Source organism: Microcoleus sp. K1-B1 (assembly GCF_036704705.1).
Taxonomy (GTDB): domain Bacteria; phylum Cyanobacteriota; class Cyanobacteriia; order Cyanobacteriales; family Microcoleaceae; genus Microcoleus.
This window is the reverse complement of the sequence record NZ_JAUBSH010000004.1, coordinates 124737-150054: the sequence shown is the minus strand read 5'-3', so window position 1 is coordinate 150054 and position 25318 is coordinate 124737. Positions and strand designations below refer to the sequence as shown.

General features: G+C 43.9%; 25 protein-coding genes. 12 read left to right on the top strand and 13 right to left on the bottom strand.

Features of this window, described 5'->3' with window-relative positions; translation table 11 throughout:
• Positions 1 to 74: 74 nt before the first annotated feature.
• From QUA83_RS02735 to QUA83_RS02720, 4 genes are all read right to left on the bottom strand, one after another.
• Positions 75 to 644, bottom strand: a complete 570-nt coding sequence (locus QUA83_RS02735) for a hypothetical protein (protein ID WP_333291308.1) — start codon at positions 642 to 644, stop codon at positions 75 to 77.
• Between the two features lie 49 nt (positions 645 to 693).
• Positions 694 to 1944 carry an aKG-HExxH-type peptide beta-hydroxylase gene (locus QUA83_RS02730; protein ID WP_333291306.1) on the bottom strand — a complete coding sequence of 417 codons (1251 nt, stop codon included), beginning with the start codon at positions 1942 to 1944 and terminating at the stop codon, positions 694 to 696.
• Positions 1945 to 1956: 12 nt separating this feature from the next.
• Complete coding sequence (locus tag QUA83_RS02725) at positions 1957 to 3129, bottom strand: radical SAM protein (protein ID WP_333291305.1); 1173 nt, start codon at positions 3127 to 3129, stop codon at positions 1957 to 1959.
• Between the two features lie 88 nt (positions 3130 to 3217).
• The gene (locus QUA83_RS02720) at positions 3218 to 3394 is read right to left on the bottom strand and encodes a hypothetical protein (RefSeq protein ID WP_333291303.1); all 177 of its coding nucleotides are present in this window, start codon (positions 3392 to 3394) and stop codon (positions 3218 to 3220) included.
• Positions 3395 to 3603: 209 nt separating this feature from the next.
• Between QUA83_RS02720 and QUA83_RS02715 the strand changes: the two genes are divergently transcribed.
• The 7 genes from QUA83_RS02715 to gmk all read left to right on the top strand — a co-directional run bounded on the left by QUA83_RS02715 (position 3604) and on the right by gmk (position 12410).
• Positions 3604 to 4923, top strand: a complete 1320-nt coding sequence (locus tag QUA83_RS02715; RefSeq protein ID WP_333291301.1) for an NB-ARC domain-containing protein — start codon at positions 3604 to 3606, stop codon at positions 4921 to 4923.
• A gap of 392 nt (positions 4924 to 5315) precedes the next feature.
• The gene (locus QUA83_RS02710; protein WP_333291299.1) at positions 5316 to 5792 is read left to right on the top strand and encodes a type II toxin-antitoxin system antitoxin SocA domain-containing protein; all 477 of its coding nucleotides are present in this window, start codon (positions 5316 to 5318) and stop codon (positions 5790 to 5792) included.
• The gene (locus QUA83_RS02705) at positions 5773 to 6216 is read left to right on the top strand and encodes a hypothetical protein (protein WP_333291297.1); all 444 of its coding nucleotides are present in this window, start codon (positions 5773 to 5775) and stop codon (positions 6214 to 6216) included. The genes QUA83_RS02710 and QUA83_RS02705 overlap by 20 nt, the downstream gene beginning before the upstream one ends.
• 807 nt (positions 6217 to 7023) lie before the next feature.
• Entirely contained in the window at positions 7024 to 7860 is an 837-nt protein-coding gene (locus QUA83_RS02700; RefSeq protein WP_333291296.1) for a hypothetical protein, read from the top strand.
• A gap of 534 nt (positions 7861 to 8394) precedes the next feature.
• Positions 8395 to 10497, top strand: a complete 2103-nt coding sequence (locus QUA83_RS02695) for a M3 family metallopeptidase (protein WP_333291294.1) — start codon at positions 8395 to 8397, stop codon at positions 10495 to 10497.
• 995 nt (positions 10498 to 11492) lie between these two features.
• Complete coding sequence (gene remA, locus QUA83_RS02690; protein ID WP_190659785.1) at positions 11493 to 11759, top strand: extracellular matrix/biofilm regulator RemA; 267 nt, start codon at positions 11493 to 11495, stop codon at positions 11757 to 11759.
• Positions 11760 to 11837: 78 nt separating this feature from the next.
• On the top strand, positions 11838 to 12410 hold the full coding sequence (gmk, locus tag QUA83_RS02685; protein WP_333291292.1) for a guanylate kinase: 573 nt from the start codon (positions 11838 to 11840) through the stop codon (positions 12408 to 12410).
• Positions 12411 to 12540: 130 nt separating this feature from the next.
• On the opposite strand, the gene QUA83_RS02680 is transcribed toward gmk, so the two are convergent.
• The gene (locus QUA83_RS02680; protein WP_333291290.1) at positions 12541 to 13275 is read right to left on the bottom strand and encodes a hypothetical protein; all 735 of its coding nucleotides are present in this window, start codon (positions 13273 to 13275) and stop codon (positions 12541 to 12543) included.
• A gap of 236 nt (positions 13276 to 13511) precedes the next feature.
• On the opposite strand from QUA83_RS02680, the gene xseA reads away from it, so the two are divergent.
• A complete protein-coding gene (gene xseA / locus QUA83_RS02675; protein WP_333291288.1) occupies positions 13512 to 14681 on the top strand; it encodes an exodeoxyribonuclease VII large subunit in 1170 nt (389 codons plus the stop codon).
• Complete coding sequence (xseB, locus tag QUA83_RS02670; RefSeq protein WP_015176394.1) at positions 14678 to 14905, top strand: exodeoxyribonuclease VII small subunit; 228 nt, start codon at positions 14678 to 14680, stop codon at positions 14903 to 14905. Before xseA ends, xseB begins: the two co-directional genes overlap by 4 nt.
• Before the next feature lie 212 nt (positions 14906 to 15117).
• Here the strand turns inward: xseB and QUA83_RS02665 are convergent, their stop codons facing one another.
• The 7 genes from QUA83_RS02665 to QUA83_RS02635 all read right to left on the bottom strand — a co-directional run bounded on the left by QUA83_RS02665 (position 15118) and on the right by QUA83_RS02635 (position 22983).
• Positions 15118 to 18519, bottom strand: coding sequence for a CHAT domain-containing tetratricopeptide repeat protein (locus tag QUA83_RS02665; protein ID WP_333291287.1), 3402 nt, complete (start codon positions 18517 to 18519; stop codon positions 15118 to 15120).
• Between the two features lie 173 nt (positions 18520 to 18692).
• Positions 18693 to 19544, bottom strand: a complete 852-nt coding sequence (locus QUA83_RS02660) for a DUF1822 family protein (RefSeq protein ID WP_333291285.1) — start codon at positions 19542 to 19544, stop codon at positions 18693 to 18695.
• 11 nt (positions 19545 to 19555) lie between these two features.
• Positions 19556 to 20524 carry a hypothetical protein gene (locus QUA83_RS02655; RefSeq protein WP_333291283.1) on the bottom strand — a complete coding sequence of 323 codons (969 nt, stop codon included), beginning with the start codon at positions 20522 to 20524 and terminating at the stop codon, positions 19556 to 19558.
• 294 nt (positions 20525 to 20818) lie between these two features.
• Complete coding sequence (locus QUA83_RS02650) at positions 20819 to 21028, bottom strand: CsbD family protein (RefSeq protein ID WP_190661281.1); 210 nt, start codon at positions 21026 to 21028, stop codon at positions 20819 to 20821.
• Positions 21029 to 21225: 197 nt separating this feature from the next.
• Positions 21226 to 22053, bottom strand: a complete 828-nt coding sequence (locus tag QUA83_RS02645; RefSeq protein WP_039886987.1) for a PHP domain-containing protein — start codon at positions 22051 to 22053, stop codon at positions 21226 to 21228.
• A gap of 318 nt (positions 22054 to 22371) precedes the next feature.
• Entirely contained in the window at positions 22372 to 22653 is a 282-nt protein-coding gene (locus tag QUA83_RS02640) for a hypothetical protein (RefSeq protein ID WP_333082156.1), read from the bottom strand.
• 39 nt (positions 22654 to 22692) lie between these two features.
• Positions 22693 to 22983, bottom strand: coding sequence for a hypothetical protein (locus tag QUA83_RS02635; RefSeq protein ID WP_333291281.1), 291 nt, complete (start codon positions 22981 to 22983; stop codon positions 22693 to 22695).
• A 154-nt stretch (positions 22984 to 23137) separates the two neighbouring features.
• On the opposite strand from QUA83_RS02635, the gene QUA83_RS02630 reads away from it, so the two are divergent.
• The gene (locus QUA83_RS02630; protein ID WP_333291280.1) at positions 23138 to 23464 is read left to right on the top strand and encodes a hypothetical protein; all 327 of its coding nucleotides are present in this window, start codon (positions 23138 to 23140) and stop codon (positions 23462 to 23464) included.
• A 148-nt stretch (positions 23465 to 23612) separates the two neighbouring features.
• Here the strand turns inward: QUA83_RS02630 and QUA83_RS02625 are convergent, their stop codons facing one another.
• On the bottom strand, positions 23613 to 24080 hold the full coding sequence (locus tag QUA83_RS02625) for a hypothetical protein (protein ID WP_333291278.1): 468 nt from the start codon (positions 24078 to 24080) through the stop codon (positions 23613 to 23615).
• A gap of 55 nt (positions 24081 to 24135) precedes the next feature.
• Here QUA83_RS02625 and QUA83_RS02620 point away from each other — a divergent pair, with 55 nt between their 5' ends.
• Both QUA83_RS02620 and QUA83_RS02615 read left to right on the top strand, forming a co-directional pair.
• A complete protein-coding gene (locus QUA83_RS02620) occupies positions 24136 to 24756 on the top strand; it encodes a histidine phosphatase family protein (RefSeq protein WP_333291276.1) in 621 nt (206 codons plus the stop codon).
• 159 nt (positions 24757 to 24915) lie between these two features.
• The gene (locus QUA83_RS02615; protein WP_333291275.1) at positions 24916 to 25287 is read left to right on the top strand and encodes a VOC family protein; all 372 of its coding nucleotides are present in this window, start codon (positions 24916 to 24918) and stop codon (positions 25285 to 25287) included.
• Positions 25288 to 25318: the final 31 nt, after the last annotated feature.

The following is a 25318-nucleotide window of genomic DNA, read 5'->3' as shown; positions in this document are numbered from 1 at the left end:
ATCTCTTTGAGCACAACTTGATATTTTTTATTATATCATATTAGTTGTTTGTGTAATTAATTTTGTTTGACTACTTACAACTGGTCAATTGATAAATTTATGAACAAAAAATAGCGCGGTTCAGAACCTAGATTGATCGAGATACGATGCAGCGATGAGCCACGCTGATTATCGATGTGGAGACCAACGCGACAGCGCTCGCTGTCCACAGTTACAGTCATCTGTTTTGGCTCGTTCCCGTCAATTCTATACTCGCTTAATTCTGCATTTTCTATACGAAAGGTTTCAATATACTCATGAATTAGAGCGACCCCTTTTTTTACCCTCTCTGTTTGTAAAATATCGTTCAAAAACCTACGATTTTCTAGCTTATTTAGCTCTTTCAGACAATCTAAAATATTTTGAGGAATATTTAGAATACTTACATAAAGACTTTCTAGCTTCTCAAGCTTAGTGCTAAAGAGGATTTGTTGTTCCATTGAAGTAAGCGATCGCCACGGTAATCGAGGGACAAGAGCATTATTACAGTAAGGAGTAGAACCGCAATCTGTCGAAACACTAGCTGGCTCTGTTCCCGAACTTAAGAAAAGGCGATCTTTCAAATTTATGTCGCTATCACTGCAAACGATTTTTATTCCTTCCATCAGTTGATTCACGCATCCAGCCTCATCGATCGATTCATATTACTATAAACTAAGACCAATTGCTGCGACCTGATTTAATAGTCACTCGCAAATTATCAACACAAGAACTAACTAAAACCTTACCCGCATCAGTTAAGGATTCAGACTTTATTAAACCTTGATAAGCTATATCAGCAAAATTCAGTGTTTCAACCCAGTAACTCTCAGCTTCCGAGTACAACTTTTCAGATGAAAACCAAGGAGAAGATACAAGTTTCGCCCATACAGCCGCCCCGGCTGAAAATGTCAGTAATGCATGAATCACCTGTCTAAGAGGACGATCTCTGTTTTTCCAAGGAGAGAAAACCTCTGGTGAATTTCCGTCTGTTGTGTATAGACGCACATTTTTTTCAACCAGATTAACTTTCGTATGAAAAAACTCATGCACCATTTGTACGCACAAGTGACATCTTTCTTCCATTCGATCGGCTTCGGGATCGAAGTCTTGCCAAGCCCAACCAGGCAAGTGTGATACAGAACCTGCCTTGCGCGTAGTTGGAGAGTAACGAGGTAAGACAGTGTAAACTTTCATCAGGCGACTCATGCTGACACCAAGTCCGATATCTAGGAATGGAAGCATATCCAAACAGAGGCGGATTTCATCATGCCTGGTAGTTACAGCCGAAATATCATGAACATAATCTTTTTCAATGAAATTAAACTCATTTCCCGCTGCTGCTGGTTGAGTTATTGCTGTGGAAATCCGAATTCCCGATCGTGTAAAGCTGTCTGGCCACCAATTTATGCGATCGCATTTATCATCAATTAGCACCTCAATTGCTTGTTCTGTAATTTCTCCTAGATTGCTATCTCGCGTCACAGCCCCCGCTTTAGCTAGCGTAGGAAAACAAAGAATAGAGCCAGCAGTGACTTTTACGTTTCTGAGAGGATCTAAACCTAAAGTCAAGCCCCCACTCAGCGGTGAAAACAGAGTATAAAAATTAATTAATAATTCCTGAATCCTATCAGTATCACCGCTGACATAAGCTTGAAAAAGTGATCGAGCTTTTGCTTCCAGTTCCCGATATTGCAAAAACAAACCGCTCAATATATCCACATCATCGCTTTGTTTTAGAAGCGCCGCTGCTAGCTCATAACCTCGATCGCTAAGAATATGTAGCATTGCTATGTGTCGGGTAGCTGACTCCTCGACATATTTAATCAACGCATTGTGGTAGAATAGTTGAGTATCATCTAGCTTACAGGTCAACTCCAAGTCAACAGTTCCAATCTTAGTCTCTTGCTCGGCACACACGATCATAACGCAACGTCCTTATGAGATACCTGATAGTTCAGTGGACAAATAATCTCTGATGTGATCGATGAGAATTATTAAATCTTCACAATAAATTGATTCCAGATTAAAGCCATGCTCGGAACTATAACGATGAGGCAGATATCCGCCACCACAGATATCAAACAAGCGACAATCAAGGCACTTTTCCGGTGCAGAAAACTGCTTCTTAGATAGTGCTGTTACGAGTGGCAAACACTCTAAAGCTTCTATCGGATGAGAAGCGAGCGACATACCTGTTTTGGTAGCACCATGATATGCAGTTTTCAGAACATCTAGTCCGTGATAAGTGCCATCAGTCTCAACCACAATAACTCCATCACTCAATGCCCCATAGGAATCATAGCCTCTCTTTCCACCCATTAAAAGCTTCATGATAGTTCTGAATATACGAACTTCCATCTTGGTTTCTGAAGCTAACCAATAATCGAAAAGAGCGGATAGCCATCGACCAAAAGTTCCTGGGGGATACTTATCGTAGGGAAAAGTATCATAGTTGAAGTCTGGCAGTAGAAAATCTATAGCAGTGGTGTTTAGTTCCTCAAAGAATGTCAATAGCTTATAAGGATCTATTTCAGGATTCGCAACTGTGAGAAAACCTCCAAACACAGACTCCCCAAACTTGGGATTACGCAACTTTTCTACACCAGCTATAATCTGCGAAAAGCTGCCACGCCCTTTGGCATCAACTCGCATAAGGTCGTTCCATTCTTGCGGCCCATCAATACTCACACCAGCACGCACTTTGAAGTCTTGAAATACCTGTACTATGTCATCGTCTACGAGCGTTGCATTCGTTTGAAGTCCGAATTTGATATCCGCTTCAATATCCTGAAAACTACTCCGCAAAATTTTGAAAAACTCCCTAAGTTTAGAAGCTCCGAGTAGAAGAGGCTCACCCCCATGAAAGACTACAATAAGCTGCTTTAACTGACGCTCGCGAACATAGCTACTGAGACGCTCCCCCAGAAGCTCGATCGTCTCAAAACTCATCAAAACTGGCTGCTCTCTCCAAGTTTGATCTGGGTGTTCATACATATAGCAATAGGAACACTTGAGATTGCAACGACTCACGATTTTAACTACAACTGTTGTTATAGGTCGGACTTCGTAGAACTCAGTTCTCTGTGGTAGAAGCAACTCAAGTGACATAAATTTTCCTTCAAGCTATACTGTAGAACCACAATCATTGTTGGGGAAAAACCTTCCCAGCCAAGCATCTTTTCTGTAATAATCTGACTTAATCAGTAGTATGACTGCTGAAATCAGACCAGGCAATTGGCTCTTTACCCATCCGTTCCGCTTGAATCGCTTGAATCGCAGCTACAACTTTTGGATTGATTTTTTGTAACTGTTCCTCTTTCAAACCATTAACTGCAATTTCAGCAACAGGTTTAGAACCCAGATAAACTGTCATTTATTTGCCTCACACATTTGATTGATTTAGCATTCTTCTATTATTTGTGGAACTCAAAAATTTGTCTACCACAAAAAAGTTCAATTTTGCCTAAAAATTTTCTTTGTTTCACTTGATTTTATCTATTTTTGTACATTTTTGTACAAAAATGTTATAAACAGCAGATAACTTGTGTATAATACATAAAAAATTGACATCTCCCTTATCCGATGAATCTTAAAGAAGTGTTAAACCTAGCAGATCGCATAGTCTTCGAGAAAACGGGTAAGCACCTTGACGATTTACAAGCAGCGGTACTGCGGGGAACTCTACAACGTGAGACCTACAAGCACATAGCCAAAGACTTTGACTGTTCGGAAAGTAGTGTTCGGAAAGTGGGAGCAGAATTATGGGAAATACTTTCAGAAGAGTTGGGGGAAGATGTTAGTAAATCAAATTTATCTTCGGCAATAGAGAGGTTGCAAGTATTCCTATTTTCAAAACATTTTGGGCAGGATTCTGTGCAAATAGGCTTCGTTAATTTTTGTGGAGAAACTTTACACTCACCAGATATCCCAAACTCAGATCCACCAAATCAGGAAACAGCTAACGCAAAACCAACTAAAACTCTACATCAAGATTTAAGCGAAATGCCGGAGTTGGGTAATTTCTTCTCACGCACTCCCGAACTCCAAACCCTCACAACCTGGATTCTACAACAAAACTGCCGCCTCATCACCCTCACCGGTATCAGCGGCATCGGCAAAACATCCCTAGCAGTACAACTCGTACAACAAATCAAACACGAGTTTGAGTACGCAGTTTGGTACACACTAGACGAATTTCCCACCATCGATAAATTTCAATCTAACCTAATACAGCTTTTTTCCCAGTCAGAAAACCCTGATTCATCCCCAACAAATCACAAACGATTACCAATAATTAAATATTTACAAAACCATCGGTGTTTAGTAGTCTTGGATGACGTTCACAACCTTTTCTGTAGCGGCGAATTGGCAGGAAAGTATAAACTAGACTACGAAGAATATCGCTCCCTATTCAAACAAATAGAAAAATTATCCCATCAAAGTTGCTTTCTGCTAGTCGGTTGGGAACCACCCAAAGAAGTTCCTCAACTCACCAGCGAAAATACTCCCATTCGTACCTTACAACTCACGGGTTTAGACACCGCTGCCGCCGGAGAAATTCTCAGAGATAAGGGATTAGCTGAAAGCGATAACTGCGAAGCACTCATTCACCGCTACCAAGGCAATCCCTTATGGTTAAAAAGCGTGGCGACTTTGATTCAAGAGTTGGGAATCGGCGCGAATGACTTATTAATAGATGATACCATATTGTTACCCGAAGATTTGAAAGATGTTTTACAGCAGCAGTACGATCGCACTTCCGAACTAGAAAAACAAGTCATGTCATTGTTGGCGACAGAAAAGCAGCCAGTCAACGTCGCCAACTTGCTACAAAATTCACAAATATCATCATCCGATTTGCTAAACGCATTGCAATCTCTATCGCGGCGCTGCTTGCTCTAAAAACAAGAAAGTCTTTACACTTTGCCACCTGTACTGAAGCAATATATTAAAGGGTTGTAACGGAGATATGGCACTCTTCTCGATAAATCTTTTAGGAACAGGCAAGATGCCTGTTCCACAATAAAATTCATCTTTTGTGGAACGGGCATCTTGCCCGTTCTTGAGAATGGTGCGAGATTGTGGGTTTTAGACAATTATTGTTGGTGAACCCGCCCCTACAAATTTTTGACAGAGGGTAAGATTTCAGTTATACCCAATCCGGCTTAAATACCTCCTTTATTTCTTAGTCTGCGGAGGCAGACTTTGTTTGACAAGAAGCGGTTTCAACCGCCCAATCATAAAGAGTGGTGACTGTGCTATCATAGAATACAAAACTTATTGAGTGGAGTTATATGACCACAATAACTACAGTCACAACAGCCTCCCAACTCGCTGATTACTACATCTGGTTTGCGAATGATGTAGGTTCCTATCTCAGCAACCACAAGCTACAAAAACTATTGTACTACGCTCAAGCATGGTATTTAGCTTTTGAAGATACACCGCTGTTTGATGAAGATTTTGAAGCTTGGGTGCACGGGCCGACTATCCCGGCTTTATTTTATGAATACAAAGAACAATTTGACTGGAATCCAATTCTGAAAGAAGTCGAAAAACCCGAATTTCCCGAAGAAGTACAAGAGTTTTTAGACGAGTTAGCTGACGATTATTTCTTCCTGGATGCCTATGAGTTAGAATTGATGGTGCGACGTGAAGACCCTTGGATTAATGCTAGAGGTGAGTTGCCAAGAGATGAACCTTCTCATGCTATTATTACGAAGGAATCAATGAGAATTTTTTACAAAACCCGTGTCATCGAAGAAGCGTAAAAAAAGACAAGATACAGATATTAGTCGTCAGCCATTTTCAGCACCGAGAGAGGTTGTAAAAATACAAATACCGGAAGGAGTTAGTTTTTATTTCAGGTATTATCAGGATGATAAAGAGCAGTTTTCAATTGGTGGTAGAGATGCTAAGTATCTAGCATCTCTATTGAGACGGCTGCGCGATTTGTCACAATTGAACGCTCAAGAAATTATCAATAATCAAAGTAAAAGTCTGCGCTGTCATGGCATAGTTTGGAAAAATACTACTGAACCTAATGGCTTTGGGATTCCCAATGAAGATATCCTAATCAATATCCCCTACCAGTTTCAAATATCTGCTAATGAATACGGCAGGGTGCATGGCTTTTTTAGTGAAAATGTTTTTTATATTGTCTGGCTAGACCCAGACCACAATCTTTACAGTTGAAATTATAACCGAAGGAAGAAGGAAGAAGGAAGAAGGAAGAATGCAATCCAAACAACTGATATCGTGCTTAAGATTCGAGACTTCTTGAAGAAGTGGGGAATCTCAAACAGTCTGGGACTCACTCCGACTAAAGAAACCGGGTTTTTTACCTTATCAGGAGGCTGCGACGAAGTATTTTTGTAAAAAAACTAGGTTTATGAACCCCATGCGTAAGTCCTAATTTTAAGAAAATTTTGCATAGAGAGCTGAAATAAAATTAACGCTTAAAAAGCCTACTCCTAGTACGAGAATGATAAAGATGCCGATACTGAAAATAGACTTTAGCCGATCGGCAATTCCGGGTTTTTCTGAGTTCATCGGTCAATTTTTGCAGTAAATTCTATCCGGGCAATTGAGCAACAGTAAATTATACCAATGCGCGCACAAAAAGGCAACTCCAGACAAGCTCCAAACCCCGATCGCCCTCAGTAGGTCGCCTTTTTTTAACTTTTAATCTAAAATCTAAAATCTAAAATAGTCTTAGGCATTGTTCGGTTAGCCTGGGCAGCTATTGTCGATCGCCCGAACCCGATGGCGCCCGCGTCCTGTAAAATAGAGGGCGCGTTGGGGCGAACCTTTTAACAGCCGGAATTGGGCGCGATCGCCACAGGCTCCCAAATACATAATAATATGGCAGTCATCCTTAACTTACTCACAAAGGTAAAAATAGAAGAGTGCCAAGAAATAATCTAAAACATATAACTGAAAAAAGGATAGAAATCGATGCTCCACCCAGTCTCGCAACCTTACCCACAACGAGCAAATACTATGACCCAAAGAGCCGTGCGGAAGCCAAAACCCTCTGTTGCAAACCACTTGAGACCAAGTTTTCCTCAAAGGCACTGGCTGGAGCTGGCAGAGTACGCCTCTCTGGCGGCCTCTGGTGTGGGTTCCCTGGCGGTGGCAGTGTCGGGTCAAGCTTTTTACGGGGTTGCTCCCCTAACTTTGGCTTTGTCGCTGAATGTTGCTAACCGGTATCGGTTCGAGCAGCAAGTGCGGGTGCATCAAAATTCGGAAATGGCCCAAGTCCAAAAGTCTGTCAATAAAGTCGAAAAAACGGCCGTGACGGTAATTGTTAAATTACGCAAGCAGTTGTCTGCAGATATTGCAGCGCTGCGCCAGCAAATGGCTGCACTACCTAGGCATGAGGCTGTTGAGGATTCTATCGACATCCAGCGGCAGTTGCTGAGTTTAGGAGAGTCGGTAGCTTCTTTGCAAGAAATCGTGGCGTCTGCTGTGCTCGATGTCCGCCAGCAGGTGAGCCAACAACTGCAAGATTTATCGGTTGGCCAACGGGCGAATCTCCAAGCTGTGGAACAGGCTATAGAGCAACTGCAAAGTGCGACGCAAGGCTTGGCAGAAACTTCTATCACCAGAGACGACTGGGAAGTAGTAAATACTAGATTTTTGGAAATCCAGAAAGTCATGGCCAATTTGCAAAGCCAACTGCAAGCTCCCGCACACCAATCGAGTGCGGATTTGTCGATTGTCCAAGCTCAAATCCACCGTTTGGAACACGAGCAGCAAGAAGTTGTCAAACCTCACCTCAAGCGCTTAATCTCAGTTGTCAAGGAGTTGCAGCACACACCAGATAACCGTCAGTAGTCATTAGTCAGCAGTCATTAGTCATCAGTCAGAAGGAATACTTTTCCCATCGGACACGCTGGACACTCTCCGACTCTGTGACTCACGCCCGATCGAGTCCAAATTTTTCGACAACTGTGTTACAAAATGAAAAGCTAATCTGTCTAGTTCACCAACAAAATGACTCTGAAGCCCCGTCCTTCGCTTGACGGCTTTGTGTTAGAACATTTAGAAAGGCAAGTAAGAACAACCATCTACGTGTTGAAACAATCTCAAAAGGTGTAACTCCTGATTTAGCTCGCCTCGACTCGATCGTAGTCTGGTTAAACAAGCAATAGTGAATTGTTGAGCGTACCTAACTGGCTTGGTGATGGACTCTGAAAGTATAAAAAGACAAAAGTAAGCGCAATTGCAATACTTCTGGTATTAGTAGTTGTTTTGAGCGTGTAGAGGCGATTTGTCAACGCCTTTAAGACTCAAATTGTGGTCTTAAGAATCTCCGTGGCTTTAGCCCGGAGAGTGTCAACTGTTTTCAACCTGTTACAAGAAAAATCAATGACTGCAACCGTAACTATTGCTGATAACCCGTTACTAATCGGTCAAGGATTGCCGACCTTTGACGCGATCAAACCAGAACACGTAGTCCCCGCTGTTACCCAACTGCTGACCGAACTAGAAGCCTCGCTAGCTGACTTAGAATCGTCTGTAGAACCGACTTGGAGCGGCTTAGTAGAACCATTGCAGCGACTCGGAGAGCGTTTAAATTGGAGCTGGAGCATTGTCGGACATTTGATGGGCGTGAAAAATAGCCCGGAACTGCGATCGGCTCACGAAACAGTGCAGCCGGAAGTAGTAAAATTTTGGAGCAAGCTCAGTCAAAGCAAACCGCTTTATGAAGCTTTTAAAGCACTGCGGGCTAGCGAAAATTGGGACAGCTTAGAGTCAGCTCAAAAGCGAATTGTCGAAGCCGCTCTCCGAGACGCCCAACTCTCCGGCGTCGGTTTAGAAGGCGAGCAAAAAGATCGTTTTAATGCCATTCAATTAGAATTAGCCGAAATTACTACCCAATTTTCTAATCACGTCCTCGACGCTACCAAAGCATTCAGCATCACCCTCACAAACAAAGACGAAATTGACGGTTTGCCACCGAGTTTGTTGAGTTTAGCAGCTCAAGCCGCTCGCAGCGCCGGCGAAGAAAATGCGGATGCCGAAAATGGCCCTTGGCGGATTACTTTAGACTTTCCGAGTTACGGCCCTTTCATGCAGCACAGCACCCGCGGCGACTTGCGCGAAAAGTTGTACAAAGCTTTTATCGGCAGAGCAAGTAGCGGAGAATTGAATAACTGGCCGTTGACCGATCGCATTTTAGCTTTGCGCCACGAAAAAGCTGCTTTGCTCGGGTTTAGCAGTTATGCCGAATTGAGCTTGGCGAGCAAAATGGCTCCCGACGTTACAGCAGTGGAAGCTTTGTTAGAAGAATTGCGTCAGGCTAGTTATGATGCTGCTGTCAAAGATTTAGAAGAATTGAAAGCTTTTGCTTCCGAAAAAGGCGCGGCGGAATCTGGAGATTTGAAGCACTGGGATATTGGTTTTTGGTCGGAACGGCGCCGGGAAGAAAAGTTTGCTTTTAGTGCCGAAGAATTGCGACCTTATTTTGCTTTGCCACAGGTATTAGAGGGGTTATTTGGATTAGTAAAGCGGCTATTTGGCGTGACAGTAACTGCGGCGGACGGTCAAACTCCTGTGTGGCACAAAGATGTGCGCTATTTCCAAATAGATGATGAAGCCGGAAATACGATCGCCAATTTCTATTTAGACCCCTACAGCCGCCCCGAGGAAAAGCGCGGCGGTGCTTGGATGGACGAGTGCGTGGTACGCGCTAAATTTGTCGAAGCGGGAAAAACAACCACGCGGTTGCCAGTGGCTTATTTGGTGTGCAACCAAAGTCCTCCGGTAGACGGCAAACCGAGTTTAATGACTTTCTTGGAAGTCGAAACTTTGTTTCACGAATTCGGTCACGGTTTGCAGCATATGCTGACAACGGTAGACTATCCGGGGGCTTCGGGCATCAATAATGTTGAGTGGGATGCGGTGGAATTGCCCAGTCAATTTATGGAAAATTGGTGTTACGATCGCGCGACTTTGTTCGGAATGGCAAAGCATTACGAAACCGGGGAAACTTTGCCGGAACACTACTACCAAAAACTGCTAGCAGCGCGCCACTACATGAGCGGCACCGTCATGCTCAGGCAAGTACATTTTAGCAGCGTTGACATTGAATTGCACCACCGCTATCGATCGGGCGGCAGCGAAACTGTGGCAGATGTCCGCAACCGCATCGCTAAAACTACCACAGTTTTGCCTCCTCTGGAAGAAGACGCATTTTTGTGCGCTTTCGGACACATTTTTGCGGGCGGGTATGCGGCGGGGTATTACAGTTATAAATGGGCGGAAGTGCTCAGCGCTGATGCTTTTGCGGCGTTTGAGGAAGCTGGTTTGGAAGATGAAAGTGCGATCGCCTCTACAGGTAAGCGCTTCCGAGATACAGTATTAGGATTGGGCGGCAGTTTGCACCCGATGGAAGTGTTTAAAACTTTCCGGGGACGCGAACCGAGCACTAAAGCTTTGTTGAGACACAGCGGTTTAGTTGCGGCTTAATTAAGTGTGGAATAACTGGGATTAATGCGGGTGAATTTATCTGCATTAATCCCAGTTTTTTGTTGAATAAGATTTATACATATCCTGTATGTGTAGGGTGCGGTGTGCATAGAGTCTTACCGCTATAATTCATATCAAATCCGCTAGCATCGGAATTATTCATCTCTCTGTTCTCTGACTCTGTGTTCTCTGTGTCCTCTGCGGTTTCATCATTCCAATTCAACCGGAATTCATATCATGAGTAAAACCACTTTTTGCCTAACTTGTGCTGAATTCAAAATGTTTGTAGTAAAAACTAAAATGTTCATATTTTTATACTAATTCCCACAATTCTTGCTAGCTATAATCCTGCAATAATCTGTAGAAAAACGGCAATGCCTTGTCCGGTCGGGACTCTGCAAATTGTCATAATAGTTATAAAAATGATAATTCTAGCCACACTTTTTTATTGGTATTAATAGGACTAAATTCCTCACTACACACCAATTTTATTGGTAGAACATCATGCAATAAACATCTGTAGTTTGGCACATCATCCCCAATCTTTTGGTTAAAAATCGGGCAGAAAGTGCGTTAGCGAAGCCCTCGAAGATGATCGCCAGCAGCTTTTAGTTTAGGTTGGAAAGCTCATCAAAGCAGCTTTTGCGAATATTTGCTGTCATCGATCACTGATTATACTTAAGTTTCCCTTTCCCTAAAATTATATTTATATTTCGCAACATTTACGGTTTTTTTTCTCGATACAGCTAATGCTTTTATTGGCAACTAAAAATCGACGCTTTTACCGAATCTTTAAGATAAAGTGGCAACAGCGAGCTTTTTTTAAATTTTTGATAAAGAACTGGGTACTCGGCGTCAAAAGGGTAAAGTTTTTAGTTAGAAACTAAAAAACTTAGTTGGGATTAATTTGAGGATTGTCAGAAAAAATCTTTGTATATTATATGATCAAAAGTAAGGATTGATAGTCAATCGTTCACCTACAGATTAAGAATTTCATGGATATTCAATTAATTAATATCGGTTTTGGTAACATTGTGTCTGCTAATCGAGTGATTGCCATTGTCAGTCCCGAGTCAGCGCCAATTAAGCGGATTATTACTGATGCGCGGGAGCGAGGACAACTGGTTGACGCAACTTACGGGCGCCGCACGAGAGCGGTAATTATTACAGATTCGAGTCACGTCATCCTCTCGGCGATTCAGCCGGAAACGGTTGCTAATCGTTTTGTAATCAGCAAAGACGGTCAAAGTCGGGATGATTGAGGTTGGTCAGTTGCAATTTGAGCGCTTACAGTCTAAAGTAAGCGGAAACTTAAATTGTTACACGTTTCTATTCTAAAAATGAAATCTGGTAAATTAATTGTTCTGACGGGGCCTAGCGGTGTGGGGAAAGGCACCTTAGTACGATCGCTCCTCAATCGCCATCCCAAATTGTATCTTTCGGTATCGGTGACCACTCGATCGCCCCGTGAGGGAGAAATCGAGGGAAAGCATTATTATTTTGTCAGCCGCAGCCGCTTTGAACAAATGGTTGAGGCTGGAGAGTTGGCCGAATGGGCCCAGTTTGCCGGTAATTTTTACGGTACTCCTTATTTTGGTCTCAAACAAGGAATCGGTGAGGGAAAGTCGGTAATCCTGGAAATTGAGCTGGAAGGGGCGAGGCAAATTAGGAATAATTTTCCAGAGGCGGTGCGAATTTTTATTTTACCTCCTTCTTGGGAAGAATTGGAACGGCGCTTGCGGAGTCGGGGTCAAGATTCCGAAACTGCGATCGCCCGTCGGTTGGTGCGGGCTAAAGAGGAAATTGAAGCGGCAGGGGAATTCGATTTCCAAGTTGTTAATGACGATTTGGAAGTTGCTTTGAAAAAGCTAGAATCAATACTTAATTTGGTTGAACTTTCAGGTGGTAACTAATGACTAATGACTAATGACTCATGACTAAATGACTCATGACTAATGACTCATGACTAATAACTAATAACTAATGACTAATGACTAATGACTAATGACTAATGACTAATGACTAATGACTAATGACTAATAACTAATGACTAATTACCCATTTCTCCGTCCTGGCTAAAACTTCGCTACTTTGTTTGATAGCAACACAAACTTTTAAATTCAATTCCAGAATATTAGATGAAGGCGAAATTTTTCTCAACGGTTCAATTTCGCGAGCAGAACAGCCCAACATTTCCATATAAGCTAGCGTCCAGCCAATAGCTGCAATGTCCCCTACATTGCCTTCTCCGGCGCAAAGGTAACAACCCAATTCGCCCTCCGGCCCACACTCAGGACAAACCCAATTGCCCAGTTGTGAATTGGGCAGGTTTGTGCGGGAGGCGGATGCGATTGTTAATGCTTTAATATGATTTTGAACTACTTGTTTAAAACCTCGGTTTTGGTTGCTGCGGTGGTCGGAATTGCCGTGCGATCGCCCGATTGCTACTGCTTGCTGTTGTGGCGAAGCAAGAGACGCTGTTTGGTTCTCCCTGGTTACTCTAGATTCGCCTAGGTTCGCAGTTAGCTGAATACCATAGTCTTTCGACTCTTCAGTCTGAGAGTGGTTGAGTGCGCTGGAGGAATCGGGTTCGGAAGTTGTGAAGGATTGTTCTATGCGATCGGCAAAATCTTGCATTGAGAGGTGATGTTCGATCGCCAAAGACCAAGTTCTTTTATGTCGGAGATCGCCATATTTCCTGGCTTCTTCCTCAGTAATGCCGATCGCCGCAGCCTCTTGGCGCAGCGCATTCATCGAAGTCATTGTATCTGATATCATTAGTTTGTTTGCAGTTAAAATTACGATCGCCCGCTCAGCCTACAAATAAATTACCTTAGATATACTACAATAGTCCGGACTATTTTGAGATCCTAGTCTGAAACCATTGATTTTCCGTTAGGAAGTCGATTCTGGAATCGCCCTGAAACCCTTATTTTACGCTTGGCAATCACACACTGTCCGAAGTGTTGATAGTAGCCTAAATCTAAAATCTAAAATCTAAAATCTAAAATTGGATGACTTCAATTCTTCCCGATACAGCTTTATCTGTTGCCGGACTAACATCATACCTGCAAGACTTGTTGGAGGGCGATCGCAACCTGCAATCAGTTTGGCTGACAGGCGAGGTGTCCAACGTTTCGCACCACCCCAGCGGCTGCTTTTTCACTCTGTGCGACACCGACAAAAGCGCTGCTATTCGCTGCGTGGTGTGGAATTCTCAGCGGCAAAAATTGGTGCAAATACCTGCAAAAGGGGAACAGTTGCTGGTTTTGGGAAGCATCCGGGTTTACAAGAATCGCGGCGAGTACCAGTTGACTGTTGTGCAATCGCTACCGGCTGGGGAAGGATTGCAGGCTTTGCGGTTGCAGCAATTGCGATCGCGCTTGGAGGCTGAGGGTTTCTTCGATCCCGCCAGAAAGCGCCCGATTCCCGCACACCCGCAAATTGTGGCCGTGGTGACATCCGATACTGGCGCTGCTTGGGGAGACATTCAGCGCACTCTAGCCCAAAGATATCCGGGTTTGCGGGTGTTGCTGTCGCCGACAGGAGTGCAGGGAGAATTGGCTGCTGCTGCGATCGCGCGGGCGATCGCCCGCGTAGAATTGGACGGTAGGGCTGATGTGATCATTTTAGGGCGGGGCGGCGGTTCTGCGGAAGATTTGGCTTGTTTTAATGATGAGAGAGTTGTCAGGGCGATCGCCAATTGTGCGATTCCAATTATCACAGGCATTGGACACGAAAGAGACGAATCTCTCGCCGATTTAGTAGCAGATAAACGAGCCCACACTCCCACTGCGGCGGCCGCTCAAGCTGTACCAATTTTAGCAGATCTTTACTTTGAACACAAGCAGCGAATGGTCAATTTAGCAAACGCTGTGCGGGCAAGATTTCAGACAGAAGAAGAGCATTTGCAACTGTTACAAAATCGATTAAAACGTTTGCCTGCGACATCCCGAACTTTGCGGCAAGCAACTGGTAAACTGGAGGTATTGCAAGAAAAGTTATCCGCACTGAATCCGGCGGCGGTATTGCAAAGGGGTTATGCGGCGGTAATCCAAAGTGACGGTACGATCGTCCGCACAACTGAGGGTTTGGAATTGGGAGAGGAATTGACTGTGAGGTTGAGTCGGGGCCTGCTGAAAGTTAAGATTGTAGAAGTATTGGATGCGGAAGAAAAGTTATGATTGATTCGCAGTTGCGCCAGTCTGACTGGAATTATGAGGAAACCGTCGATCGAATTGAAGCGATTATCGATCGGGTGGAATCGGGAGAGTTGCCTCTAGAAGAGGTTTTCGAGCAGTTTGCGGTGGCTGTCGAGTGTTTGCAGGAGTGCGAAAGCTTTTTGGCGCGGGGGAAGGAACAGATGGATTTGTCGATCGAGCTTTTAGCTGCAGAACCCGATTTTTAACCGGAGATAAACTCGGATTAATGTGGATGAAATAGCGCGTTTTGCCGAAAGTCCGACAGGGAATTAATTCCCTGTCTCATAGCGAAAGTCCTCTGAAGAGGACTGTTAAATTCATGAGTCCTCTTGAGAGGACTTTCGCTATGAGGCGGGGGTTGAAACCCCCGCCGGAATGTGTGTCTGACGTGTTTGTTGACACAATCAAACACCACAACTCAATGCAAACCCTGACAAATAAACCCCGACCAATAACTCAAATCATCAAAAGGATTTGACATAGTGTAAATATTTTGTTTCAAACTTTCATATCCTTTCTTCTGTTTCTGAATCTGATTCTCCCGCTTCGTTATTTTCTTCAACTCCGCCCCCAACTTATGAAACTCATCCGTCTCCTTGTGGTAGGATTTATGCCGCAATTTTAACTTTTGTTTTTCCTTTTGAACTACAGCCAATTTTGACTTTAAATCCCCAATAATTTTCTGAAGCAACGGATCGATTTGCAGTTGATAAAGCTCTTTCAACTCCGCACCCGAAATTGTCCGCAACCTCACCTGTGCCCGCCACAAAGCCTCTGGACGACTCAAACCTTCCCGACGATACTGATAGTAAAAAATCGAAAACAGCGAAGTAGCAAAATCATCCACAGCCCACAAAGTGCTGACCACACTCCGAGCTCCCGCACACAAAAACCCCGTTCCCAAGCTGAGCAGATTATCGGTAATTTCCGTCCCTCCTAAATTAGTTTCGCAGCAGGACATAAACACATCGGATAACTGCGGCAACCGCCAACCAGGTGTCATCAATTCCCCTAATGTGATACTCCCGTCTCCTAAAAACAATCGCGATTCTAAAGGATTGTCCAAACGCGAGACAGCGTGGTGACTGGAGTGGATTACATTCACATTTTGGGCTAGGTTTCGATAGGCTGCGACTGTTGCTTCTTGACTTCCTTTTAACCGCTCAGGTTTCGTCACAATTTCGGCAATTTGTTCGCACTCGAAAGGAGTGAAGTACAAATCATCCGTGGCATTTTCTACAATCCCGTATTTCGGCGATTCGATGGTTGGGCGTTGATTGCAATACTCCAAGATTCGGCAACTGGGCACGTAACGAATCAGGAATTTGTCACCAAGGAACGCCCTTCGTAGGGGCGGTGCCCCCGTGCCCGCCCTCGGTTGGGGGGGTTCTATGGGCAATGCCGCCAGCGGAATCTGATGCAAAAACAGATGCGGAATCACAATCAATTCCTCAATTCCATCCAAACAATTACCCATCAACTCATCAACTTTCAACCGCTGCGACAACTGAGACAAAAACTCACCCATCCCCTGTTGCCAAATTTTCCGCTCCTGCAAATAAGGCAACAACCAACTCTCGCCAATCCACTTCTGAAAACTTCCCTTACCCTCTCCCTGACAAGTGTGAATCTGCGGGGCTTTATCCTTGTAAATCACAAAAATATGAGTGTCATCAGTCGTGGTATAAAAACAGAGAATCGCCGTCTGCGAATTGTCAATGAGTTGCTGCATCGCCGCAAACTGCATCGGATCGACTTGAACTTGTCCAGCTAAAACTGGATCTAAACTGCGAATATTTTCCCAGATTTGCTGTTTCTCCCCTTCCAACTGTTGAATCTTCTCCGTGTAAGCAGACAACTCTGCCCGACTGCGCGACAGACTCCCCACACTGGCTAATTCTTTATTGCCTTCAGAAAGTTTGCGGAGTTGTTCAACTTCTGCGTCAATTTCCCGCTGCTTCGCCTCAAATTCCTGCAAATACTTTTGCCCTGCGGGCGGAATTTCGCTGCTAGCATACACATCATTGCTGTGCATTAAATCGACTAACCTCTGAGCACGGGTTCTGTCACAATATTCTATGGCTTTTTCCAGTTGGTTGCTGTTGACGCAAGCTTGAATTGCCTTTTCGTAAACACCTATAGATTCAGCTAAAATCTGCTGGCGGATATCGTCGGAAGTTGCCCAACTTCTGCTTTTTTCTACTGCTTGAATCGCTTTCTCGAATCCTTCCAGGGCGATATCCCAAAAACCAGCAGTGAAAGCGGTATTGCCGAGGTTTCTACCTGATAGCAAGCAGTCTAAAGGGAAAGCAGTAGGAGTGCGAATTTCTAATGCTAAGCGAAAACAGGCGATCGCCTCTTCTATATTCGCCGCCCTGAGTCCTTCTATTCTGTCACTATAGGCAGCCCCCAAATTGTTTTGAGTCATTGCCCACTTTTCGGGATAATTCTCAGGGGTACGGACTATTAAAGCTTCCCGATAACAGGCGATAGCCTCTTCTATATTCGCCGCCCTGACTCCTTCTATTCTCTCACTATAGGCAGTCCCCAAATTGTTTTGAGTCATTGCCCAATCTTCGGGAGAATTATCGCGGGTATAGACTTTTAATGCTTCTCGATAACAAGCGATAGCCTCTTCTATATTCGCCGCACTGAGTCCTTCTATTCTGTCACTATAGGCAGTCCCCAAGTTGTTTTGAGTCAATGCCCATTGTTCTGGATAATTCTCACGGGTATAGACTTTTAAAGCTTCCCGAAAACAGGCGTTCGCATCTTCTATATTCTTTGCCCTGACACCTTCTATTCTCTCCCTATAGGCATTCCCCAAATTGTTTTGAGTCAATGCCCATTGTTCTGGATAATCCTCGCGGGTATAGACATCTAAAGCTAGCCGATAACAGGCGATCGACTCTTCTATATTCGCCCCTCTGACTCGATCTATTCTGTTACTATAGGCAAGACCCAAATTGTTTTGAGTCGCTGCCCATTGCTCGGGATAATTCTCGGGGGTACGGACTTTTAATGCTTCCCGATAACAGGCGATCGCCTCTTCTATATTCGCCGGCCTGACTCCTTCTATTCTGTCACTATAAGCAATCCCCAAATTGTTTTGAGTCATTGCCCAATTTTCGGGATAATCCTCGCGGGTACTGACTTTTAAAGCTTCCCGAAAACAGGCGATCGCCTCTTCTATATTCGCCGCCCTGAGTCCTTCTATTCTGTCACTATAGGCAGTCCCCAAATTGTTTTGAGTCATTGCCCATTGTTCGGGATAATCCTCGCGGGTATAGACTTCTGATGCTGCGCTATAACAAGTAATGCCTATTTCTAAATTCCAGGCCCGCCGCCCCAGGGGAAACTGCTGAATTAAGTTGCCAAAATTGCCAATAACTGCTGCTAGTGATGCAGCTTCTTCTGAGGTAAGTTCTGTGAATGTGGATGTAGCCCAAGCTTGTAATATTCGAGCAAAAATTAAATCCAATTTATCGAAGTTTTGTTGTAAAATAGGATAAACGACTTGAGGATCTCCGCCACTGTCTGACGTTGCTTGCAACACCTCCCCCAAGAAAGATAAATACTCATCAGGACTTGCTGTACTGCTGACATAATTTGCCAAATGTACCGCTAGATTTTGCAACCAAGCTGCTGCATATGAGTTGCCCTCTGCTGCCATATTAGTCGCTACCACTTCCATGACTTGCACCAAATTGGCATCAACTAACTCTAGATTGGCGTTGATAATATCATTTACTGTACCGCTAGGGCACTCAAGCAGGGCTTGAATCAGTTGGATATAGGCGGCGAGGCGTTGTTCGTCCATTGGAGTTTCTCTTTATTCTGTATATATATCTAGCGGGAATTAGGGGGAGAATTATGCAGATTCCTGAAAAATTCTAGATATTTGTCTTGGGAATGTTGTAGATACCCCTTGACAGGTCAAGACAGTATCTACAAGTCATGGAAATTTATCCAGATTTCTGGGACATTGTAGATTTATGACAAGGCAAAATCATCACCATCTCCCCAAATCTCAGCTAACTTCTCCAACAAATCTTCAGCAATCAGATTCAGTTCCGCTTTCACATCCTCCTCAATATCTGAAGCTTTCTCAACAGGTGAAGATTTATCACGAGAGAAAGATATATCTCTATTTCCCAAACCTCCACTGCTAGAACCACTTCCCGCTAAAGCCTTCCCCCCTTCATATCCCCAGTCAGATTTCTCACTACTGTGCAAAACTTTATTCAAAATGGCCACAATTTCCGAAATAGATTTGTTTTGCAAATTATCCCGAACTTGTGCTTGTACGGGGTCATCTTCTCCCAAATCAGATAGCAACTCTTCAATTTCACATTGCAACAGCGGAATCGCCAACTCAATTCGATCCAAATAATCCCACAATTCCTCAAAGGGTTTGAGATTAGTTAGAGAAATCTCTTGAATTTCATCATGAATTTCCACAGCCGGAATAAATCCCAAAAGTTTCACCTTATCGAAAGGTTCCGCAAACTGAACGACGATATATGCAATGCGGTTTCCTCGCACTTCCGGCAGAGAAATCGCCGATTCTCCAAGCTGAACCGGACAGCATTCTATCTTGCCAATCCCCGGCAAAACCAAATCGCCGACATCCAAAACCGCCCGCATTGCTGGATTCCAACTATCACCGCCATCAATATCGGTTTCCATTTCCATCCATTCCAAGAAATAGTTAACCGCCCAAACCGCCAGGGTATTGAAATAAACCCGCTTGCCTTTTTGCGGATTAGCTTGCTCTGAAGCAAATTGCAGAGCTAAATTGCGGGCAGTTTGCTCCAGAGGAATTTGTAACAAATAAGTATCCATGCTATTCACCATTATTCCTCCGGTTGATATCCACATTCTTTAGCAATTCTATTGCCAATCTCTTTGACGAGTTCAAAACCTGTTCTTTTCCAGTGAGAGTTGAGAGTTTGATAGTCAATATTTAACTCTCTGGCAATTACCGATAATTTATCAGGAGGGTCTTTCAGCAGCAATCGCACTGCCAGTATGTGACAATTTGCATCCGGTCGAGGGCGACGATTTTCGGGAGTGTTTGGCTGAGTCTTATCTATTTTTTCATTGGGATAACTGTTTCGCAGTTCTCCCGTCGGATCGTCTTCAATACACTGCCATAGTTTGCGGCCGATGCGCTGCTTATTTTGAGCTTGTTCTCTCTCTATGAGTTGCTCAATCCCATTTTTCGTGGTATCGTCTATCGGTTCTTGAGCCTCAAATTCTTCACCTGGGTTGCTCGTAATCGGAGCATCAAAACTAACAGTAAAAATCTGTTGCTGCATCCGGCGATATTGGTCATAGACTTTGTTCTTGAGAGTTTTATTGAACCGCTGAACCACTCGGGTTCGCAACACATCAGCAGCGAGACTGTCGAGGTCTATTCCCCGCAAAAATACCGAAAGCGTTTTGATAAAACCGCAATAAGCTTCCTGCATCATTTCCTCTAAATCAATATTAGGATAAGGATGCTTGCGAATTCCGGGCAAATCAGGAATGAGTTGGCACACTTGATTTTTGAATCTTTCTTGTTCCTTACTCCCCTCTTGCGAGTCTTTCAAGAGTTGTAGAAGTTGGCGTAACTGTTCGTCGGTGTTCACAGGCACCTTCGGATGACATCGAGATAATTCGATTATCCCAGGGAAAATAGCGCTGTAACGTGCCAGCAATAACAAAGTCAAGGAAATCGGTTTGAGTTCCCAACCTGTGGGTGGAAGCAACAAGTTGAAACTTGCCGCTACAGGAACTAAACCTGCTAAGGGTTCGACGGGGGTATCATGTCTCGTCATAGTCCAGTTTTTGCGTGTTGATACTCTGATATCGCAGGTTTTGGCGGCTTTATGCAGAATTGAGCAAAAATTTTTCGTAAAGGCAATGCGATAAGGACTGAAGTCCTTACTACGAAATTAATCCGGTGTAAAATTAACAATCATAGGGACTTCTCCACTGCGCTTTTGAAGAGATATCGCAGAAGTCACCCAGTTTATGCACCTTCCCAAAATAAATCATATCAAACCCAATTGATGACACAGGATTTGATATGAAGCGAATTCTATTAGCCAGGATTGGGTATAACGCCGTTTCTACAATTTGTCGATCGACCTTTTGGCTTTATCTGCCAGATTTCTCACCGCATTTTTAGCATCTTCTGCTGCGTGGCGGGCGGCAGCTTCCGCTTGTTTGGCTTTGCCTTCAACCTGGTCTTTTCTGTTGCCGGTGATATTACCGAAAATTTCCTGAGCTTTGCCTTCTAAATTTTTGCCGATCGCCTTTGCTCTGTCTTCTGCACTCATAATAAGCTCCGTTTGGCAAGTTGCTATACTAAAATTGTAAAATCAACTCCCCTGCAATTGCCTTTAACTTCATATTAATTTATATTCTGCTTGACCTCGGTCTTCTGCTGATGATTTACTTCCGGCAAACTCCTCACTCAAAAAGCCAAGGATTTTTTTTGACAACTGTATACATCCGCAAAATGCGTCATAAAAAACTATTTCAAACTCGCCGCAGCAACTTTAATCGGTTCCAGCAATTCTAACGGCAAATGCAGCATATTCAATTGGGTGCTATCTGCTGCTTTCCTTTCAGGATCTGGGCCGTGATAATCGCTGCCACCAGTTGCCAGCAAACCGTAATGAAGACACAAATCTTTCAACTTTTGGATTTGGCTGGAACTGTGGCTGGGATGGTATACTTCAACTCCCATTAAACCAGCATCTACTAATTCTTTTAAGACTTCCTCAACAGCGCCGCCGCGAAATAAATAAGGGTGAGCCCAAACTGGTACTGCGCCACAACTCTTCAGTAAATCAATGCCTTCGACGATCGAGAATTTCTCGTAATGCACATAAGCCGGGCCGTCATCTCCCAGCCAGCGATCGAATGCTTCCCGCGATGATTTGGCGTGACCGGCTTTGACAAGTGCAGAGGCAATGTGAGGCCGTCCCGGTGCCATTCCTGGGGATGTTTTTGGCAGTTCGATCGCGTATCCCATTGCTGCTAATTTTTCGACCATTTCCTGCGATCGACGAAACCTTCCTTCCAGGCGATCGTTCAAAGGAACGCGCAACTTATTTGCATCGGGATAAAAACCTAAAATGTGCAGCGAACGGCCGTTGTGAACCGTGCTGAGTTCGAGTCCGGGGACTATTTCGATACCGTGCAAAGCAGCAGCGGCGAAGGCTTCATCCCACCCCGACATCGTATCGTGATCGGTGACGGCCAAAGCGCGAACCCCCGAAGACGCGGCGGCGGCTACGAGTTCGGCAGGGGTGAGAGTGCCGTCGGAATAAGTAGTGTGACAGTGGAGTTCTAGCATTTTTTATGGTAAGTCAAAGTCTGCGAAATCTGCAATTATTCCCCTCACTCACGCGACATCTATCGTCATACTATTTTAGATTTTAGGTTTTAGATTTTTAGATTGGGCATGAGTGACGATATAAGGGTTGGGAGCTTGTCTACTGTTGCATTTTTTTTCGTAACTGGTTTCACAACCAGCAACATTTTTTTTATTTTTATCGTTATTTGTAATAACTTCTTGCGCCTTTAATGGGTACACATTTATGATGATTCAAACTCGGCATAACATGGGTTTCAGCCCGCCTTTGCAGTTGAATTTAGATGCACAAGAGCTTAGCTATTTCTTGATTTCTCGCATTGGGTAAAGGACACCCTCTGGCAATTTGGGAGGAACCGGCGATATTTCAATACTTTGTATGTTGTGAACTGGGATAACTACCAGTTTATCTGCCAATTCGAGAATTATCGGGTCTGCCGTCAACATTTTGTGCAGGCGAGTGCCTAAAGTTGCTTGCTCTCCTACTGTTCCCTCTGGCGCAATGAACTGGAAGTGTTGCTGTTTGCCGTTGGTATAGTGGATTGTCAGATTGATAATTCCTTCTTGGTTGGTTGCTTGCATAATTTTTTTCCCCTAATAGTTGATCGGGACTTCGCAAAATTAACAATAAATCAAAACTGGCGATCGCACCACCGTTGCAAAGCTCGTTGCAAAGCTCGTTGCAAAGCTTTTGACCAAACGAGGCTGTCGGTACGAAAGTCCGGTTACTACTAATTTTACCACAAAAACTGTACGGAAACTCGCCAACTTACCCAGTATACAATTGGCAGTCGCGCTGTCTTTGCTCCTCAATGCGCGAGAGCCTTCGCCAACAATATTTGGTCGATCGGGCTTTCTTCTATGCCACTTGGCAAAGTGGCTCAATTTAGCCTCTCTAGCGACTTGACTCAAAGCGCTCTCAAGTCATACATCATCGGCATTTGAGCGCTTTAGGTGTCAAGGTTTTTCGAGGTGGGAACTGTGGAGGTTAGGATAGTGGCATTCTGCTTTCACTGCCGTAGAGGATTTTTTTATAAATTAATAACATAACATTCAGGTACAGCTTATGAAATCCACACTTTGTTTTCCCGAAACTTCTCTTCACTCTAACGCAGTCACTGTTAATAATAATGCTATTGACTCTTGTATCCTTGCAGCTTGGATTGACTTAGTAGGAGGAGATTTTGAGAGCTTGGGAGGAGATGATTGGCTTCCCTTGTGTGGCGACATTGATGACGGCGAAATTTACCGGGAATGGTTTTTGTGGCAAGACAGCGAAGTGACTCAAGAATGGGAAGCTTACGATCCCATTACTAATTATCGAGTTGTGGCACCTAGCCGAGAAATGATGATTGCTAAAATCGACCAAATAGAAGATGCCAGAACAATTTAGTTGAGAAGGAGAAGGTTAAATCTTGATTTTCAACTTTAATAAAAATTCTGTAAACAAACCCGGTTTCTCCCAACCACACTCAAGAAACCGGGTTTTTCAGACCTAAACTCTAGGTGTGAGTTGAGTTTCACGGGCAGAACATAATAATTTATGTCGCTACTGCTTTTTGTTTTTCTCGTTCTAATTTGCGCTGCTTCAATGCGGCCAGATTTTGTTTAATCGTGTCGATCGCAAATCCAGCCCCCTGCTGTTGGTATAATTCGCTGGCACGGATCAAATCTGCAACAGCCTCGTCATCCGATCGCAAATTTGCAAAAGCTAAGCCGCGATTGTGGTAAGCTTCTGCCAAAGTTGAAACTTGTTCTACAGCGCTGGTAAATTTATCTTTGGCTTTGCGGTACTTTCCCGACTGATAAGCCTCAATTCCTTGTTGAAAATAAACGGAAGCTTTACTACCGCTGTCGGTATCGGGAAATTCTGGGGAAGTTAAAATTGGTTCTTTAAAGAGTACAGAAATGCTGCCCTTGCCGAAGTAAGCCCAAGTCATTGTTCCAAACCCAATCCCCAGCACAAGGGCAATAATGACAGACAGAGCAATAAAATTGGTGAGTTCCATAGAGCAATATTTGTTGTATTATAATATGATAAGTTAATTCCTAACTTCTGCAACAATGGCTGCACGGATTTACCTTAACTGGAAATGGTTTTTCCGGTCGCTAGCTTTAGTATTGTCGATCGGCTTAATTACTGCAACTGCAAGTTCTGACGCAGCAACCAACGCCCAAACTCAAGCAGGGTGGCAATTGTTGCAGCGGGGTGAGACAGGGTTGGTGGTAGCAATGCGACACGCGATCGCCCCAGGTACAGGAGATCCTGCTAACTTTAAGTTGGGTGACTGTTCCACCCAGCGCAATTTATCAGCACAGGGACAAACCCAAGCCAAGCAAATTGGAGCAGAATTTCGCAACCGCAACATCAAAGTTGCCAGAGTTTTATCGAGTCAGTGGTGTAGGTGTTTGGAAACAGCAAAACTGATAAATTTAGGCAAAATCGAACCGTTCCCAGCACTGAACTCGTTCTTTAGCGATAGCAGCAAAGAAGCCCAACAAACAGCGACAATCCGCAAATTAATTGTTGACAACCGCCACACTAAAGGTGCAGTTATTATGGTAACTCATCAAGTAAATATTACCGCTATCACTGATATTGTACCGCAAAGCGGCGAAGCTGTGATTCTCAAAAGCGATAGACAAGGTAAAATCCAAATAGTCGGACGAATTGGAGGATTTTAAATCGATAGAAAGTTATAATATTATTAATAAGCTGTAGCGCATTTAAATTGTATATTCAGGGCGGGCGGGACGCCCACCCACAAGAATTTAATTTTTTTTGACATACAATTTAAAGGCAGAACAGCTTATCCCATTACTAATTCCCCATTACCAAATTATATGAGTTTCCAATACAGCGCAGCCCTCGTGACTTTAGCCGACCTTGATAAAGAAGTTCTCGTTAAATTTTACACAAAATTTCTCGACATAGAACCAAACCCTTACATTCCCAATACTTATGCTGAATTTCAACTCCCAGGGTTAAGACTCGGCATATTCAAACCCAAAGATTCCCACAAATCGGAATTTGCAAGTCGAGCAAAAACAGGCATGAGTTTGTGTCTGGAAGTCAGCGATATCGAAACTGCGATCGCCCGAATTTGGGCTTTAGGTTATCCGCCCAGCGGAGAAATTATCAAAGCTTCTCACGGTCTAGAAATCTATGCCTTCGATCCTGCCGGGAACCGCATAATTTTACATCAATCCCATTAGAATGTAGGATGATGGCTAATGATTTGTGAAC

What these genes read in the sequence shown, in the direction of transcription:
- QUA83_RS02735 (WP_333291308.1), bottom strand. Translation starts at nt 644, where the DNA reads ATGGAAGGAATAAAAATCGTTTGCAGTGATAGCGACATAAATTTGAAA.
- QUA83_RS02730 (WP_333291306.1), bottom strand. Translation starts at nt 1,944, where the DNA reads ATGATCGTGTGTGCCGAGCAAGAGACTAAGATTGGAACTGTTGACTTG.
- QUA83_RS02725 (WP_333291305.1), bottom strand. Translation starts at nt 3,129, where the DNA reads ATGTCACTTGAGTTGCTTCTACCACAGAGAACTGAGTTCTACGAAGTC.
- QUA83_RS02720 (WP_333291303.1), bottom strand. Translation starts at nt 3,394, where the DNA reads ATGACAGTTTATCTGGGTTCTAAACCTGTTGCTGAAATTGCAGTTAAT.
- QUA83_RS02715 (WP_333291301.1), top strand. Translation starts at nt 3,604, where the DNA reads ATGAATCTTAAAGAAGTGTTAAACCTAGCAGATCGCATAGTCTTCGAG.
- QUA83_RS02710 (WP_333291299.1), top strand. Translation starts at nt 5,316, where the DNA reads ATGACCACAATAACTACAGTCACAACAGCCTCCCAACTCGCTGATTAC.
- QUA83_RS02700 (WP_333291296.1), top strand. Translation starts at nt 7,024, where the DNA reads ATGACCCAAAGAGCCGTGCGGAAGCCAAAACCCTCTGTTGCAAACCAC.
- QUA83_RS02695 (WP_333291294.1), top strand. Translation starts at nt 8,395, where the DNA reads ATGACTGCAACCGTAACTATTGCTGATAACCCGTTACTAATCGGTCAA.
- remA (WP_190659785.1), top strand. Translation starts at nt 11,493, where the DNA reads ATGGATATTCAATTAATTAATATCGGTTTTGGTAACATTGTGTCTGCT.
- gmk (WP_333291292.1), top strand. Translation starts at nt 11,838, where the DNA reads ATGAAATCTGGTAAATTAATTGTTCTGACGGGGCCTAGCGGTGTGGGG.
- QUA83_RS02680 (WP_333291290.1), bottom strand. Translation starts at nt 13,275, where the DNA reads ATGATATCAGATACAATGACTTCGATGAATGCGCTGCGCCAAGAGGCT.
- xseA (WP_333291288.1), top strand. Translation starts at nt 13,512, where the DNA reads ATGACTTCAATTCTTCCCGATACAGCTTTATCTGTTGCCGGACTAACA.
- xseB (WP_015176394.1), top strand. Translation starts at nt 14,678, where the DNA reads ATGATTGATTCGCAGTTGCGCCAGTCTGACTGGAATTATGAGGAAACC.
- QUA83_RS02665 (WP_333291287.1), bottom strand. Translation starts at nt 18,519, where the DNA reads ATGGACGAACAACGCCTCGCCGCCTATATCCAACTGATTCAAGCCCTG.
- QUA83_RS02660 (WP_333291285.1), bottom strand. Translation starts at nt 19,544, where the DNA reads ATGGATACTTATTTGTTACAAATTCCTCTGGAGCAAACTGCCCGCAAT.
- QUA83_RS02655 (WP_333291283.1), bottom strand. Translation starts at nt 20,524, where the DNA reads ATGACGAGACATGATACCCCCGTCGAACCCTTAGCAGGTTTAGTTCCT.
- QUA83_RS02650 (WP_190661281.1), bottom strand. Translation starts at nt 21,028, where the DNA reads ATGAGTGCAGAAGACAGAGCAAAGGCGATCGGCAAAAATTTAGAAGGC.
- QUA83_RS02645 (WP_039886987.1), bottom strand. Translation starts at nt 22,053, where the DNA reads ATGCTAGAACTCCACTGTCACACTACTTATTCCGACGGCACTCTCACC.
- QUA83_RS02640 (WP_333082156.1), bottom strand. Translation starts at nt 22,653, where the DNA reads ATGCAAGCAACCAACCAAGAAGGAATTATCAATCTGACAATCCACTAT.
- QUA83_RS02630 (WP_333291280.1), top strand. Translation starts at nt 23,138, where the DNA reads ATGAAATCCACACTTTGTTTTCCCGAAACTTCTCTTCACTCTAACGCA.
- QUA83_RS02625 (WP_333291278.1), bottom strand. Translation starts at nt 24,080, where the DNA reads ATGGAACTCACCAATTTTATTGCTCTGTCTGTCATTATTGCCCTTGTG.
- QUA83_RS02620 (WP_333291276.1), top strand. Translation starts at nt 24,136, where the DNA reads ATGGCTGCACGGATTTACCTTAACTGGAAATGGTTTTTCCGGTCGCTA.
- QUA83_RS02615 (WP_333291275.1), top strand. Translation starts at nt 24,916, where the DNA reads ATGAGTTTCCAATACAGCGCAGCCCTCGTGACTTTAGCCGACCTTGAT.